The sequence below is a fragment of the Chryseobacterium sp. SIMBA_028 genome, from assembly GCF_046535285.1.
Classification (GTDB): domain Bacteria; phylum Bacteroidota; class Bacteroidia; order Flavobacteriales; family Weeksellaceae; genus Chryseobacterium.
The window spans coordinates 120,862-136,967 of record NZ_JAWRWZ010000008.1; the positions used below are offsets into that span (position 1 = coordinate 120,862).

Annotated in this window: 10 protein-coding genes; 5 read left to right on the plus strand and 5 right to left on the minus strand. The window is 36.8% G+C overall.

The genetic code is table 11. The annotated features are described in order from the left end of the window. Positions 1-82: 82 nt before the first annotated feature. From rsmG to SCA31_RS12315, 5 genes are all read left to right on the plus strand, one after another. Positions 83-718 carry a 16S rRNA (guanine(527)-N(7))-methyltransferase RsmG gene (gene rsmG / locus SCA31_RS12295; RefSeq protein WP_410697287.1) on the plus strand — a complete coding sequence of 212 codons (636 nt, stop codon included), beginning with the start codon at positions 83-85 and terminating at the stop codon, positions 716-718. Positions 719-780: 62 nt separating this feature from the next. Then, positions 781-1,185: a hypothetical protein gene (locus SCA31_RS12300; protein ID WP_410697288.1), complete on the plus strand. Its 405-nt coding sequence runs from the start codon at positions 781-783 to the stop codon at positions 1,183-1,185. Next, on the plus strand, positions 1,185-1,721 hold the full coding sequence (locus tag SCA31_RS12305) for a DUF922 domain-containing protein (protein WP_410697290.1): 537 nt from the start codon (positions 1,185-1,187) through the stop codon (positions 1,719-1,721). Before SCA31_RS12300 ends, SCA31_RS12305 begins: the two co-directional genes overlap by 1 nt. Further along, positions 1,718-4,405 (plus strand): PD-(D/E)XK nuclease family protein, encoded by a 2,688-nt coding sequence (locus tag SCA31_RS12310; RefSeq protein WP_410697291.1) that lies wholly within the window; start codon positions 1,718-1,720, stop codon positions 4,403-4,405. The genes SCA31_RS12305 and SCA31_RS12310 overlap by 4 nt, the downstream gene beginning before the upstream one ends. A gap of 173 nt (positions 4,406-4,578) precedes the next feature. Then, the gene (locus SCA31_RS12315; protein WP_410697292.1) at positions 4,579-6,942 is read left to right on the plus strand and encodes a patatin-like phospholipase family protein; all 2,364 of its coding nucleotides are present in this window, start codon (positions 4,579-4,581) and stop codon (positions 6,940-6,942) included. Between the two features lie 60 nt (positions 6,943-7,002). On the opposite strand, the gene SCA31_RS12320 is transcribed toward SCA31_RS12315, so the two are convergent. From SCA31_RS12320 to SCA31_RS12340, 5 genes are all read right to left on the minus strand, one after another. Next, on the minus strand, positions 7,003-8,139 hold the full coding sequence (locus SCA31_RS12320) for a cytochrome-c peroxidase (protein WP_410697293.1): 1,137 nt from the start codon (positions 8,137-8,139) through the stop codon (positions 7,003-7,005). A gap of 14 nt (positions 8,140-8,153) precedes the next feature. Continuing rightward, positions 8,154-9,668, minus strand: a complete 1,515-nt coding sequence (locus tag SCA31_RS12325) for a DUF6850 family outer membrane beta-barrel protein (RefSeq protein WP_410697294.1) — start codon at positions 9,666-9,668, stop codon at positions 8,154-8,156. Positions 9,669-9,670: 2 nt separating this feature from the next. Further along, positions 9,671-10,885 (minus strand): DUF4876 domain-containing protein, encoded by a 1,215-nt coding sequence (locus SCA31_RS12330; RefSeq protein WP_410697295.1) that lies wholly within the window; start codon positions 10,883-10,885, stop codon positions 9,671-9,673. A gap of 21 nt (positions 10,886-10,906) precedes the next feature. Further along, on the minus strand, positions 10,907-13,699 hold the full coding sequence (locus tag SCA31_RS12335) for a TonB-dependent receptor plug domain-containing protein (RefSeq protein WP_410697297.1): 2,793 nt from the start codon (positions 13,697-13,699) through the stop codon (positions 10,907-10,909). A gap of 355 nt (positions 13,700-14,054) precedes the next feature. Next, positions 14,055-16,010: a T9SS type A sorting domain-containing protein gene (locus SCA31_RS12340; RefSeq protein ID WP_410697299.1), complete on the minus strand. Its 1,956-nt coding sequence runs from the start codon at positions 16,008-16,010 to the stop codon at positions 14,055-14,057. Between the last annotated feature and the right edge of the window lie 96 nt (positions 16,011-16,106).

Below are 16,106 nucleotides of genomic sequence, written 5' to 3' on the forward strand. Positions count from 1 at the left end.
AGAGAGTTCTGGGTGTGATCCGGAAAAGTAGATTTGACTACAAGAGAAATAAAACATATTTTTGTAGATTATAATAATTCAAATGTCTACATCGTTACTATTAAAATATTTTCCGGATCTTACAGAAACACAGCTAACACAGTTTGCAAAACTGGAAGAACTGTACAATGAATGGAATGAAAAGATCAACGTGATTTCCAGAAAAGATATGGAATCGTTGTATGAAAAGCACATTCTGCACTCTTTGGGAGTGGCAAAAGTAATGGAATTTGCACCGGGAACTAAAGTACTGGATATTGGAACCGGAGGAGGTTTTCCTGGAATTCCATTGGCGATTTTATTTCCTGAATCAGAGTTTACGCTTATTGATTCCATCGGAAAGAAAATCAGCGTAGTAAATGCCGTTGCTGAGGGAGTTGGATTGAAAAATGTAACTGCCATTCACGGAAGAGCAGAAAAATTGAAAGAAAAATTCCACTTCGTAGTCAGTAGAGCTGTAACCCAGATGCCGGAATTTTTAAGATGGCTTAAAGGGAAGTTTGAAAAAGAGCAGTTTAACCCTAAACATAACGGGATTTTATATTTAAAGGGCGGTGATCTTGCAGAAGAACTTGCCGGACTTAAATGCGAAATTTTCAATCTTAAAAATTATTTTGACGAAGAGTTTTTTGATACTAAAAAAGTAGTTTATTTATCAAAAGGTAATTTTAATTCATAATTTTGTTTAATTGGGGAATAATTTTTGCTAAATAATTATTAATAATCGCAAAATTAAAGGGTATGAAAAAACTTTTAAATATTGGTTTTTCAGCGCTATTGTTTGGTTTGCTTACTGTGTCTTGTAATGATGATGATTATGAGACCATTGAATCTATTGATAAAATCAAAATAGACAGTGTGAAAATTGTAAGTGATACGATGGCTGTTTTTGCGGTGCAGAGTATCAAGACTTATTCCAGATATTCTTCCCAGTGTCAGGGATTCTATGGATATGATTACATTCATGACAGCCCGTTTGGAAGGTCTGTTACCGCTTACAAGTATATTACTGGCGGTCCTTGTACCCAAAATAACTATACAGGGGCTAATCAGATCAATTTCCGCCCGCAGCAGGAAGGAAAGTATATCTTCAAATTCTGGAATGGGGGAAATAGCTGGATTACCAAAACCATTGTGGTACAATAATGAAATTAACTTTTGCATTTTGTTTACTGACTGCCCATATGATCTTTGGACAGAAGATTATCTGGCAGGAAGATCAAAAATTGATATGGGATAATTTTAAAAGTCCGGTCAATAGAAAAAATAATCCGGATGTGGCAGCATATACCAATTGTGGATGGGAGTATTCTGTAGTGAAATCTACCAACCCAAAGTCACCTGTTAAAATTGAGATCAAGACTATATTCAATGAAGAGAAGTCTTGGAAAGATGCTAAAAAGATCAATGATTATATCTTGCTGCATGAACAAAAACACTTTGATATTGCTGAGCTATTTGTAAGGAAATTCCGAAAGATTGTTTCTGAAAAAGTAATAACCTCAGGTGATTATAATAAATTATTTAAAGCTGTTTATAACGAGATATCCAACGACTATAAAAATTTTCAGATTTCCTACGATAAAGAGACCCGTCATGGGATGGACAAGGAAAAGCAGGCAGAATATAACGCCCTTATTTCTGAAGAACTAGAACACCTTAAAAGCTATCAGACCCCTTGAAATTCCTCAATAAAATTATACACGAACTGTTGGATCAAAACCCGGATCTTTCTGCGTTCAACATTATCCTGCCGGGAAAGCGTCCTATTGTATTTATAAGACAGATTCTTGAGGAAAATAATTATTCTGGGTTTCTTCCTAACTTTTTTACAGTAGAGGAGCTTATTAATACCATTGCGGACAAGCAGGTTATCCAGGGAATTCCTCTCTGGCTTTTTTCGTTTGATGTGTACCGAAGCCTAAATCTGATTCCCAATGATGATTTTGCGGAATTTCTGAAATGGTTTCCCACCTTACAGAAAGACTGGGATGATATTCTGAAGTTTTCAGATAATGACCAGGCAGTTCTGCAGTATATGTTTGATGAGGAAAGGATTAAGGAGTGGGCGCAAGATTTGGGAGAGGATGATGATGTTCCGAGAAAGAAGTTTCTTAATTTCTGGCAGAACATGAATGTTTTTCTTCCAACATTAAAAGAAAGACTGAAAGACAAGAACTGGGCTACCTCAGGAATGATTCACGAGGCTGCTAAAGCGAGTATTGTTGATTTTGCAAAGAATACCTCAGAACAATTTGTTTTCTGCGGATTTAATGCCTTTACGCCGGTGGAAGAGAAATTGGTAAGAAGCCTTTTACAGTGGAATAAAGCGCAATGCTTCTTTCAGGCAGACCGTTATTATTTTGATGACGAAAGACAAGAGGCCGGAAAATTCCTCAGGAATCATAAAACATGGAAAGAATTTGATGATAATAGAGCTTTTCAATGGATTGAGGATGATTTTAACCAGCCCAAAAAGATCAAAGTATATGAGGTTTCCGGAAATGTGACGCAGACTAAAGTTTTGCCGGAGATCTTTAAGGAAATCAACAATAAAACCTATTCCAATACGGCGGTAGTATTGCTGGATGAAAATCTTCTTCCCGCAAGTCTGGATGTGATGCATGGTGTGGACAACCTGAATATTACAATGGGTTTCCCTTTGAAGAATCTTTCCTTTTCCAATGCTGTGAAACGACTTTTCTATCTGCAAAAGCAGCTTGAAAAGAATAAATCGTCCTATTACTACAGGGATATATTTCCAATTCTGGAAGAACTGCCAAAGTCTCCCGAAGATGAGCAGGTTATTAATGACTTTAAAACCAAGATAGAGGAGCGGAATATTGTTTATATCTCCAGAAAACTTCTACAAGAGCTTTTGGGTAGTTTGTCTTATTTTGGGCTTCTTCAAAAGGCTACAAGTACCAATGTTTATCTGGATGTGCTTATCGACTTTTGTCAGAAAGTAAAATGGCTGGAAATTGATGATATTCAGTATGAGAATGTTTCTCATTTTGAAAATGCTTTCAGGATTATTAAAAACCAATTGACTCCATACAATATTGAGATCAAAATGGAAACCTTGGAAATTCTGATCAATCAGCATATAAATTCTGAGAGTATAGATTTTCAGGGGGAGCCATTGAGAGGATTGCAGATTATGGGATTGCTGGAAACGCGTCTTCTGAATTTTGAAAATGTAATTTTGCTTTCCGTTAATGAAGGGAAATTACCGTTGGGAAACTCGCAGAATACCTATATTCCTTTTGATATCAGAAGATTTTTTGATCTTCATACATTCCTGGAAAATGACAGTATTTATGCCTATCACTTCTACAGGCTGATTCAGGATGCTAAAAATGTTCATTTATTGTATAATGCTTTAAGTTCAGGGGTTAACACCGGAGAGAAAAGCCGGTTTATTACACAGATCGAAATGGAGAGCTCTCATCAGATAGAACATTTAATTATTGAAAATTCTTCTGAGCCGATTGCTACCAAGCCCATAGAAATTTCCAAGACAGAGATTGTCCAAGAACGTCTTCAAAAATGGAAAGAAAAAGTTTCTGCTTCTCACCTTACAAGCTATCTTTATAACCCGATAGATTTTTACCTATCCAAGATTTTAAACACTTCTGAGTCAGATGAAATTGAGGAGGAATTATCGATAAAGAATTATGGAAATTTGGTTCATTATTCACTTCAAGAAGTGTATGAGGTTCTTAAAGGCAAGGTGTTAAAAGAAAGTGATTTAAAAGATTCAGTTAAAGCGATAGATAGATATATAGAAATCGCTATTGAGAAACTTAAACATCAACCGGAATTCTATGAAAAAGGGATGAACTACATTCATAAAGCTATTGCTAAAAAGGTGATTGAAAATGTTCTGAACCATGATCTTGAATTGATACAACAAGGAAATAAACTAGAAATCATTGACATCGAAAGAAAGTTTGAAAATGTAGAATTTTATTTGGATGGAAATGACAAAATTTCATTTCTGGGATTCATTGACAGGATTGATAAGTTAAACGGGACGTTACGGATTATTGACTATAAAACGGCCAAGATTAAAAATCTCAATGTGAAGATTGATGAAAATAATGTAGCTGACTACTTCCATAACAGTGACAGAAAACAGGCTCTTCAGCTTTGTATTTATCATTATGTGGTGCAGCACCTTCCTGAGTTTTGGGGATTCCCGATCGAAACGGGGATCTGGAGTTTTGCTGAGGCTAAAAAAGGAATGGTATCCTTACAGTTTGATAAAGGAGATATTGATGATGCCATGAAGTCTGTGAAAAGTCTTATTCTTGAGATTCTGAATCCTGATATTAATTTTGTAGAGAGTATAAAATCTTATTAAGTAAAAATGCGTTCCTGTTATTGTCCTACTAATAGGGTTTAAGGAGGTATTTTAATTATTCTTTACGTTTTCTTTTGAGAGTGAGAGCTGTTGTTTTTTTCTTGATTTTTGTGGTATAATTGTATATTTACTACAAAATTTTTCACTTTTACTATATAAAAATTGGCCGTCACATGAAAAAGATCCTGATATTTTTTACAATCGTTTTTTCTTTATCACTTCAATCTCAGTACATAAACGATTCCCTGAATGTCAGATTACAAAATATCACCAAGGATACCAAGTTTGGATTGGCCCTCAGTGGAGGTGGGGCAAAGGGGTTTGCGCATATCGGTATTTTGAAGATGATTGATTCCCTGGGAATTAAGGTTGATTATATTACAGGAACCAGCATGGGAGGGATTCTTGGCGGTTTATATGCAATGGGTTACAATGCTGATCAGCTAAAGAAAACCATTTATAAGGTAGACTGGAACAGAATTTTAAGTAACAAAATCCCTTATAGGAAGGTTAATATCAGTGAAAAGGACGAATATGATAAATATATTCTTGAGTTTCCCGTAGTAAAAGGAATTCCGACACTTCCGAGTTCATACATTGAGGGACAGTATATGGGTGAGGTTCTGAATACTCTGACATTTAATGCAAAGCACATCAACGATTTCAGTCAGTTACGTATTCCTGTAGAACTTACTTCTTCAGATATTGAAAATGGAGGACTGATTATGCAGAAAAAAGGATCGCTGCCATTAGCTATCCGCTCTACGTTGGCAATACCAGCTGCTTTTGCACCGGTTTACATTGATGGAAAGCTGTTGGTAGATGGAGGACTGGATCGTAATTATCCTGCCAATGAAGTTCGCCAGATGGGTGCTGACTTTGTGATTGGAGGCTATACAGGCTTCAGGCTTTTCACGAAAAAGGAAATTGAAAACCCAATGAAGATGATCTATCAGACGCATGCGATTCGTTCTGTAGAAGATTTCAAACACCAGAAATCACTTTCTAATGTGCTGGTAGATTTTGTGGATCCTTTGGGAGATATTACAACAAAAGACTTTGCCAGATTCAGAAAGATTATTAAAATTGGAGAAATGGAGGCAAAAAAGCACCTCCCTGAATTTGTAGCATTGGCAGAAGCCCAACGAAAAGCAGGCATTACGTATGAACACGAAATGATTGAAGAGGTAAAGCTGCCAACCATAAAAATTACGTTTAACGAAGAAAATGGAACCCCGCTTACAGATCCTGTTGAAATAGATGTTATTAAAAAAGAACTGAAATTATCAGAGGGGAAATATTATGATGTAAAAACCGTAAATGAGGCGATAGACAGGGTTTTCGGGATGCGTCAGTATGAAAAGGTTTATTATACTTATACCAATGCAGGAGAGGGGCTTATTATGAATATTTTTGTTAAAAAAATAAAAAAAGGCGCCTTTAAACTGGCCCTTCATTATGATACTGAACAGTCCGTAGGAATTATTGTGAACTATACCTACAGAAATATCCTTGCCAACCGATCAAGGTTTCTTGCAACAGTAGATGTTTCGGAGCGTTTTAAGGCTCGATTGGCTTATCAGCGATTCTTGGGAAGCGGCGATCATTGGTGGCTGGATCTTGAGGCCAAGATTGTTCATCTTAAAAGTAATGATTTAACGTTCAGAGTATTTAGTCTTGATGAGGATTATAATACAAGATTCCCCAATCATATGTACCGAAACATAACAGGGAAAATTGCTTTAAATTATAATATCAATTCTAATGCTGTCATTTCTCTCGGAACAGAGTTCAGTACTGAAAGGATGTATAGTTTACTGGATAAAGTAGATCAGGCAAAGTTTGATAATTATAGCAAAAAGCTTTACAATCACAGTAATTTTAATACATTTTTGAAATTTGAGCAAAATAATCTGAATAAAAGATACTTCTTTACAAGAGGAAATCATCTTCAGGTTAGTACAAGATTTTATTACGGAAACCAATATGAATTGTATGACCTTGAAACCGTACAGCCTCTATTATATCCTTTATTAAATCCTAAGGACTCTTATTATTATGAGCCTAAGAATCTGGTTTCATTTACCCTGAACGAGAATTTTGCCTACCCGATTACAAGGAGACTTGCAGCTAAAGCCAATGTATTTTTAGGAACAAGCTTTGGCACACAGAGAGAAGACAAGGTGCCTTATCTTTTTCTAAACCAAAAATATAACCTGGGAGGCAGCGAATATAATTCAGATCTTTTAAACCCGGAGTTTAACGGCCTTCGTCAAAAAGAACTGCCAATGACTTCTGTAGCTAAAGTAGGACTTTCTCTTCAGTACAGAATTATGAAAAAGCTATACCTGAGTCCATCCTTTACCTATGGCAAGATGAGTGATGAGTTTTCTCCTTTTAATGATAGCGATGACATGTTTGGCTATGGAGTGAACCTGGGGTACGAATCACTTTTAGGGCCTATTAACCTGAATGTTTCCCGAAATAACCAACTTGATTTTTCAAGAATCTATTTCAGTATAGGATTTAAATTTTAAAATAAAAAAGAACCTTATTCATTCGGATAAGGTTCTTTTTTATACTAGTTGTAATCTTTTTTATTTCCTTGGAATTTCAGGTCTGGGCATTTTGTAATAGCTTCCTGAAATACATTTTAAAAATGAAACAACAGCATCCAATTCCTGCTCATTAAGATTCAGGGGCTTCATTAGATGGTCTGTTACAGGGAAATTGGGATCTGCCTTTTTTTCTTCCGGTGTAGGGTTAATCATTTGCATTCCGCTGTTGTATAGGCTTACAACACCATGCAGGTCATCCATCAATCCATTGTGCATCCAAGGAGCGGTATATTCCAGATCCCTTAGAGATGGGGTCTTGAATTTTCCTACATCATTGGGGTTCTTCGTAACGGTAAATAAACCCAGATCCTCGTATTCACGCTTGTAGTAGGTAAGTCCGATATTATGGAAAGATTCATCTGTCATATACTTTCCGTAGTGGCAGTTCATGCATCGGGCTTTTGTTCTGAACAGGTGCATGCCGTAGATTTCTTTGTCGCTCATTGCCTTATGATCTCCCTTTATAAACTTATCCAGCTTGCTTGGCTGGCTTTTAAGGGTTTTTTGAAAGGTTGTCAGGGCTTGGGCTATTTTGTCAAATGTAATTTTGTCAGTTTGATAAATGTCCTTAAAAAGCACTTTGTATTCTTTAACCTTAGAAAGTTTCCCTGCAAGCTTTTCAGGCTTCATATTCATTTCGTTGTGGGCAGAGATAGGGCCTACAAGCTGTTCTTCCAGTGTTTTTGCTCTTCCGTCCCAAAAAAAAGATTTTCTTTCCGCAATATTAAAAAGGGACTGCGTATTTCTTTTTCCCTGTAAGTGATCATTGCCCAGAGCAACTTCCTGCCCGTCGCTCCATCCCAGTTCAGGATTGTGGCAACTGCTGCATGATATTTGGCTGGATGCTGATAGCTTAGGATCAAAAAATAGTTTTTTTCCTAACATTACCTCGGGAAGTTCCTGGGTATCATAATAATTGGAATCCTGTTCTATTGCTTCAAATTCTTTCCATTTAACATCAGGATCTACTGATGGGGAAGGCCAGAATTGTACCGGTTTTTTGTATTGTTCTACAACTTCACCATAATCTATACTATATTTCTGTACGGTATGCTGCATGAAGAAAAAGGAGAGTAGGCCAATCAGCAGAACGAGTTTAAGAGTTGAAAATTTCATGATATTTCTTTAATTTAAAAAATACTTCCTATAGTGGCTGCAAATACTACATTGTTGCCATTATTAAAGTTGCTGTAAATGATCTTGCTTCCTACGTATGCATTTTTTATCACTGGAACGTTGAAGTGGAAATTAATATCCAGTTTTGATTGCCAGAAATTGGAGGATTGATAAACATAGTTCTCTTGCAGCATTTGATTGATGGCGGGCTTTCCGGAGTTATTGAATATGCCATTTTTCTTATACACATCCGTTACTGACATTCCTAGCAATACAGAAATAGCCAGATTGCTTTTGAATGTTTTGAACCATTGATAATCCGCGCCATATACCAGCTTACTTAAATCTATTATTGATAATGGACTGGCGTACTTTTCTTTATCCTGTATCCATCCAAAATAAGGCATGATAGAGGATTTTGCACTTTTATTTCCTATTTGCAATAGTCCTTTAAGAAGTATGTTATTCGTTTTATGGCTGTATTTTTCTACAGTACCTATCTGAATATAATTTCTGGAATTATCATTGAGAAAAAGATTCTCTGTTCCTTTTCTTTCCATACTGCTTCCATCTACAGAAACTCCCCAGAGGAGTTTATCTGTCTCAAAGAATTTTCCTAATGAAAAACTGAATTGCTGTTCATCTATTTTTGAGGCATTAAGATCCGCATACTCAGTCAGAAGTTTATCCAGATTGAATTTTTTCAGACCAATACTAAGATACCAATTCCTGTTATTAGGTTCAAATATTTGCAAGCCACCTCCATAAGACCATCCTTCATAGTAAGCCTGACGAAGCTTTCCGGAGAGCAGCTCATTATAATTTCCCAATCCGCTCATATTATAGATGGTAGGAAACCCCTGATTGCTCACAAAACTCAGATAATGCTTTTGGGTATATTTTTCTGCCTCGAAATAAGCTCCGATTTTGAACTTTTGAAACATCATTTTATTGATTCCCAAAGCCAGTGAAAAATTGGCTGTTGTATTTTTGGGCCTTGGATCTGTATCACGGTAGCTCAGACTTGCCTTATAGCTTCCTGTAATTCCGACGGTAAAGGTGTTAATCTGCTTGGAGTATCCTCCTGAAAAAGCATAGTTTTCAAACTTCATATCACCCCCTACGCTGTCAGCGGCTACGTAGGGGTAGATAAGGTCATAATCGGCATTTTCATTCCATACGATCTGTTTGTTCTTTCCTTGCGAGTAAGATGCATTTCCCCATACTGTTGTTTGGTGATCCAGCTTCTGCAGAGTGTGGGCTTCCGCTCCCCATAGGTTTTTACCTTTGCCTTTTTGCTGTATTTCAGATGGGGTTTTATTAATTTCCGTAAAAATATTAAAAGTTGTAATACTGTATTTTCTTGCATCTAAATTGCTGGCAGGATTTACATTAATTCTGCTTTTAAAAACTCTTTCAGAACTGTATTCTTCATGAATCTTTTCTGCAATTGTATCATTGATCTGAGCATTTATTTTTGCACTGAACAAGGATATAAACAGAATGGGTATGGAAAGAAAATTTTTCATTTTTAATTAAATAATGACGGTTTTACCCCATGTTCAAAGTCTACAGTAGAGTTATTGGTATCCTTTAAGATGTTTTTACCATCCATTGTTTTTCCTATTACTTTTCTGCGAACTGCTTTTCCAAAACGGTTTTTATCTCCATCAAATGCTGAAACAGACGTCCATCCCATATCCAATGCCGGAGAAGTTACCACCCACTGGAAAGAATCCTGTACGCTCAGATTTATTACATCTGTGATCCACTCATTAGGAATTTTAACTGCGATTCCATCCATCGGATACACATCACCTCCGAAAGTAAGATTGTAAGTATAGGTGTAAGTATTCTGAGCTACCATTGCTTCATGGCTCATTCCTTTTGGCATACGGGCTAGGGCATAAGCATAATATCCCTGAGTATGAATTACCATTTTTTCAAAAACGTTTACCATTTTTGGTACTGCAGGGTTATCGATATCATCAGAATCTTCCTTAAAGATCTGGAAATTAGCTTGTGAAAGATTAACGGAAGCAGGGTTGAATTCCTTGTGGTTAATTGCATCTTCTGCAATAATAATAGATTCTCCAGACAATACAGGGTAAGTAGTTCCGGTTCCCGGAATTTTAATGATAGCACCTGCAGTAAAGGTTGTTCCAATAATATTAGGGCTATAATCCTGCTTCTCATTGGTCATAAAGCTGGATTGTATCAGTAGCATTCCGTCAGCATATAAAGTCTGATCTGTATTATTGGTGATTTTAAAATACTGGTCGCCAAAATACATAGCCCCTTGTGGAGTTTTTGTTCCCGTAAAAAAGACTTCCTCCAAAATCAGGTCCCCACTTCCTGCTTTCATGGCAAGATTGATCGTTTTATTGATTTCGTTCCCGTTAATTACCATTCCGGTTTGTACACCACCTACTTTGGCTTCTGTAAGAACAGAGTTATCATTATAGGCAATGCTTCCTTCCACAGTAACATTATAGGTTCCGGATGGCAGGGTTACCTTTAGAGTATTGGAATTTTTTAATTCCTGAGTTGTGCTAAATCCGGTGTTAAGCTCCTTGAAACTTACAGTAAGGTTTTTATATTCCTTAACCTGAATATCTTCAGGAACTACTTTCAGTTCCAGTTTTAACGATGTTTGCGCCTCCGGAGAATCAGAATCCGAAGAACAGGCAGCAAAGCTGATTGCAGCACACAATAGTAATAGTGTTCTAAATAAATGTTTTAACATAACTTTATTGAATTGAATTTGTTATAAATTGAAATTGATCTCCATCCCGAAATAAGGATCATAAGCTCCCTTTCTGTTGATGGTAATCCCGTTAATGCTATAAGGTGCGTAATAACTGAAAAGCCTGTTGGCAAACATGGATACTACCACAGTCTTATGCCTGAAACTCTTGGTAACCTTAAAGTTGAGATTGGTTTCCAAAGGTCTTCTTGTAGTGTTATAGCGGGCATCATTTTGAGCAATAATTAAGTTTTCAAGAATAGTTCCTCTGGCCGCATCGGGATCAAAAGGAAGAACAATACCGTCCTGATTTACATAGTGGCTTGGTATTCCGTTCATGGGATCCAGTTTTCTCATAGAATACCACGAGAACTGGATGGAGGATGAAAATATAAGATCCAGCTTTGGAATGTAGGTGTCCAGCATCAGATTCGTATTCAGAACTTCATTTACCGAGTTGGGTTCCATTCCTTCATATAATCCGAGATAGGGGTAAGGCCTTCCGTTAATGGTAAGATCACGGCCTCTGTAGACAGGGAAGCTATTCCCGTATTTTGTTAGGAACCATGCTCCATTCAGGGTAAATCTTGTATTGATGACCGGGATTCTGTGGGAAGAATACTGAAATTCAATTCCTTCTTTATCAATCCTGCTGCCGTTTCTTTGGGTAGCATATGTGAAGTTTTCACTGATAGTCTGATACGGCAGGGTGTTTACATCTGGCGGAGTGGTTATGGCCTCATGATTAAGAGTTGAGGTGTCGTATTTCTTATATTGATACTGTGCATATTCGTTCATGGAACGGAAAGCATTATGCATATTTTCTTTAAAAGCAGTTACAGATAGCTGGTGTGCTCCCAGACTAAAGTCGATTCTTGCCTCAAATTTTTCATTCATGGCAGGTTCTATTCCCGGGTTCTGTGGGTTATAGATCATCGTTTTGTAATTGACTCTTCTGTAATCGGGGGTATTATGGAAATAATTAAGCTGCTGAATATCCTTGTAAATAAGTTCTGGGTATAGCAAACTGAGGTCAGGAAATAAACTTTGCTTCCCATATCCCAGTGTAAGGGCGATCTGTGCCTTTTTTTGCATCCAGTTAAAAGAAGGCAGTTCCCATTGGAAATTGGCTCTGGGATCCGGATATACTTTTCCATTCATTCTGAAATGAGAGGGGAGGTTCATCATTAAGTTTCCTCTTATTCCCAATGCCAAAGTGAGTTTGTGTCTTCCCGGTTCAAAAGTACTGATGGACTCCAGAAATAAAGCAGAGGTAACATAGGCCGGAATATCACGATAGGCGCGGGGTCTGAATGTAGATTTAGGATCTATAGGTTTATAAACATCAAATAATTGTCCATCTCCCCAATTTTTACTGAGCTGCCAGTCAAAACCTGTATTGAACTCATTTTTAAAAGGTTTCAGATCTAATTGGAAATTATTAACCATTTTCACGAATACATCAAGCGGCTTCCCATCTACCATATAGTTGGAAATGTAGCGGGCTTCCGGATAATAACCGTCGTATTCTCCCTCTGTTCTAGACAAAGGAAAGGCTGTTGCATTTTCCAACTGGATGAATTTGGTCTGTTTAATTTTATCAAATCTTTGATTAACAGTAGCCTGAACTTCTGTTGATCTATAAAAAACAGGTTCGTTTTTCGTATAGGTGAAAGTATTGGATAGACTCAGTAAATGATTATTGACCTCATAAGAATTCAGGTCAGATAGATCTATATCCGGATCAGACTTTGATCCATCCAGAGATGTGGTATAGCTAAGGTTGGTCTGCCATCTTGAAGTTCCTGCATTATGCTTCTTTTCCTTTATCAAAGAAAGATTAGCTGTAATTCTTTTGTAATTTTCCAATCGGTCCCTTGGATCTGATTTCGCATTCAGATAATCAATTCCGGCATTGATTTTTAGATCATGCTCCTTGTTTTCAAATCCTTTGCTAAGGGCAAAAAGTTTACTGTAGCCATCTGCCTTGAATCTTGCTCTCCATTTCGTATATCCGGATCTGTTGGTGATCTTTACAATTCCCGAAGTAAGGTTTCCGTAGACTACAGAGGGAATTCCACGCAGGACTTCCACACGTTCAATTTGGTCTGTGGAAATACTTCGCATGTCTACACCGCTGGTCATGTTGAGTCTTCTTTTAAGTCCGTTATTGGTTTTATCTAAAAAATCATAGGTATATTGAAGATTGGACCCTGAATTTAACGGCGCGCCATCTACAAGGAAAATAGTTCCCATGGCTGAAGTGTTATAATCAGTGCCAGGATTTCCTGTTTCCCGAAGTTGTATTTTGTTGACCTGATTCAGGACAGGATCTGTAGATCTTCCGCCGGGAAGTAACTCCAAGAGGTCACTAAAACTGGACGGTTGCAAGTGCTGCATGGCCCGCTGACTGATAATGGATGATGAAGTAAGGCCTTTTCCTTCTTTTGCAGTAATGACAACTTCTTCAATTCTGTTGATTTTTTCTGTAAAGGAAATGGCAAATGTTTCCGGTTTTGAAACAGATATTCTGTTAGAATAACCAAGGATTCCGTTCTTACGAATTTCAATCTTATAGGTTCCGGGGATAAGAGTTATTACTGAAATCCCTTTGCCATTAGTGGTTGCTGAATATTTATTTTGATCTGATTCAATCTTTATTTCTGAATCTTTAACCGGTTTAAAATCAATGTTTTTTACTTCAATCAAAATAGCAACGTGTTGCTCCTGTGCTTTGATTGTTGTAACTGTAATGAAAAAAAATAAGAAAGAGAAAAGTTGAAATTTAATAGGAGATATGGGGTCATTTACCATCGGAGCATTATTCTTTCGGCAAAGTTAGGAGCCTCCTTATAAGTTTGCTAATCTTATTTAGAATAATTTAAAATAAGTGATAAAAATCATTTAACAACCTTTAACTTTTATTGAAAGAAAAAACTTAAAGATACCTGTAAATGGTCTATAATAGGGATAATTGGTAGCTTTAAGTATGTGTTTTAAATAATATTTCCAATTATTTTTTTTAGAGTTATTTTGGTTTTATGGGAAAATAAGAGCCTGCGGCATTGGGGCATTACAAATTGAAACGGATTTTCAAAAATAAAAAGCACCCCATTGCTGGAGTGCAAAAATTAACTTGAAATGATATTTATAGAAAATGGATTAGATGTTATAATTTAACTTTTTTATTAATTGTTTTTCCATTAGAAAGAATAACCTGTACCACATACACTCCAGAATCCAGACTTCTAGATTCGTATTGGAGAGTATTAACGTCCTGCTGAAGAATTAAAGCTCCGGAAATACTATAGATGCTGATGTTTTTGATATCACTATTAGCTCTGGCCTTGATTTGTCGGTTTTGAGCAAAGATATCTGCATTGTTTTCTGAGGATTTTCCAAGGGACTTGCTGAATTGTAGATTGTAGTAGGAGGTTACCACTTCAAATGTATACTTTTGGGAATCTAGGTTTTGTAGACTGATCCCATCATTTTTCTGATACTGATCTTTAGAAACAGTTTTAACCAGAGACTTGTTCTCGTCAAAGATATTGATGGAAGAAAGTTCATCCTGATTGATCTTTAATTTCAAAACAGCATTGTTTTCTGATTGTACAATCTCGTTTTCTGCGACTTCCTGTGGTGTATTTTTAATGTACGGTATTATTTTGCTTTCATTGTTTTCCGATACTTTTAGAAGATAGACTCCATCTTCTAAAGAAGAAAGACTGCGGTTTGCGGTGGATCTGCTGACTGCTTTTTCTTTATTAAAATCTGTGATTTCAAGAAGCTCCATATTTCCAAGATCAGGTTTTATTTGAGAAGAATATAGAGGAGGGGTTTCCTGATCTGCACTGTTTGCGGCTTGCTTACCAAAAATAGATCCTGCTATAGCCCATTGATTAAGAAGTCCTCCGCTTCTTAGTGTATTGAATTTGGCATTGGATGCTAATGTAAACGGGAGTATCCCTCCAACATGGCCTATGGGTCCCCAGTAAAAAGAATCCAGTTTGTATTTATTCAAATCCCACCAGGCGTAATATCCTCTTTGCACATCAATGGTTTTGGAGGTATTTTCAGGAGGTATTGCTAGATCAACAGTAGAATGGCCCAAGGTCATCGGAGTTTTGTTGTGCCAATCATATACATCCTTAGGCTTCATACATTGTCTAAGCTTGTTGTTCTGATTATTGGTAACATCATTGATGAAATTATTGGTGAAAAGCTTTTTCCAGATCACGGGTCCCCATAATAAACCTCCGTTATCCTGAACCACATGATAGTTGTATTTATCGAGATATTCTGCAGAGATTACCTCAGAAATATCTGTATTATAAGTTTTGAATCCTGTATTGTTGCAGGTATGAAGAACATTGGCAAGAAACGAAGTAAACGGATAGAAGTCTTTTTCTAAAACTCCTTTATTCAAGGTAACTCCGGAGAAGTCATAAGGTCCGTCTCCCATGTAAGCATACTTAAATTTCAGATTGGTGGGATTAGAAATACTTAACCTTTTTAGGGTAGACATTGCTGCGTGCGCCCCTTGAGAATATCCGGCCAAAAAATATTCATCATAACGCTTTATACCCAATTGTGCCAATACTTTATTAGCTGCCGTAACAAAATCTATGGTGGCACCAGCTTCGGTAGCATAGTCTACATAAGGATGAACACCATCTCCTGATCCCATCCCTACATAGTCAGGGGCCATCAAAATATAACCATTGAGGACATAGGATAGTTCAACTACAAATCCGGCAGTTAAAGCCCCTTTAAAATTAGAGGGAACATTCTGTCTGCTGTCAGTAGTTCCGTGATCAGATACAACAGTGGAGAGTTTATAGCCTACATTAGGATACATAAGAAGTCCGGTAGCTTTTACAAGGACATTATTTTCATTTTTGGTGTAATAGGTAATTTTGTAACCCTTTAAACCTACATTGAAGCTATTGAGATAACTTGCAAAGTCTGGAGCATCTTGTTCACCAAGGTTATTGGCAATAAAATTAATAACGCCTTGCGGAGTTAAATCCAGTTTTTGTTCAGCGCTTACTACGTCGCCTGCCTGCTGGGCAAAATAGAACGGAGCCGTAAGTCCTAATAGAAAAGTAGTGATTTTCTTCATATCGTTGTCTTTTAAGTGGTATTAAGGTAATAGTTTTATCAAATCCACAAAAATATTAAGACATCAATAGCTATTCATTGAATATCAATTCTCTAA

Bases quoted from the DNA above. Each gene is read 5' to 3' on its own strand.
- rsmG (WP_410697287.1), top strand. From the start codon at position 83: ATGTCTACATCGTTACTATTAAAATATTTTCCGGATCTTACAGAAACA.
- SCA31_RS12300 (WP_410697288.1), top strand. From the start codon at position 781: ATGAAAAAACTTTTAAATATTGGTTTTTCAGCGCTATTGTTTGGTTTG.
- SCA31_RS12305 (WP_410697290.1), top strand. From the start codon at position 1,185: ATGAAATTAACTTTTGCATTTTGTTTACTGACTGCCCATATGATCTTT.
- SCA31_RS12315 (WP_410697292.1), top strand. From the start codon at position 4,579: ATGAAAAAGATCCTGATATTTTTTACAATCGTTTTTTCTTTATCACTT.
- SCA31_RS12320 (WP_410697293.1), bottom strand. From the start codon at position 8,139: ATGAAATTTTCAACTCTTAAACTCGTTCTGCTGATTGGCCTACTCTCC.
- SCA31_RS12325 (WP_410697294.1), bottom strand. From the start codon at position 9,668: ATGAAAAATTTTCTTTCCATACCCATTCTGTTTATATCCTTGTTCAGT.
- SCA31_RS12330 (WP_410697295.1), bottom strand. From the start codon at position 10,885: ATGTTAAAACATTTATTTAGAACACTATTACTATTGTGTGCTGCAATC.
- SCA31_RS12335 (WP_410697297.1), bottom strand. From the start codon at position 13,699: ATGGTAAATGACCCCATATCTCCTATTAAATTTCAACTTTTCTCTTTC.
- SCA31_RS12340 (WP_410697299.1), bottom strand. From the start codon at position 16,010: ATGAAGAAAATCACTACTTTTCTATTAGGACTTACGGCTCCGTTCTAT.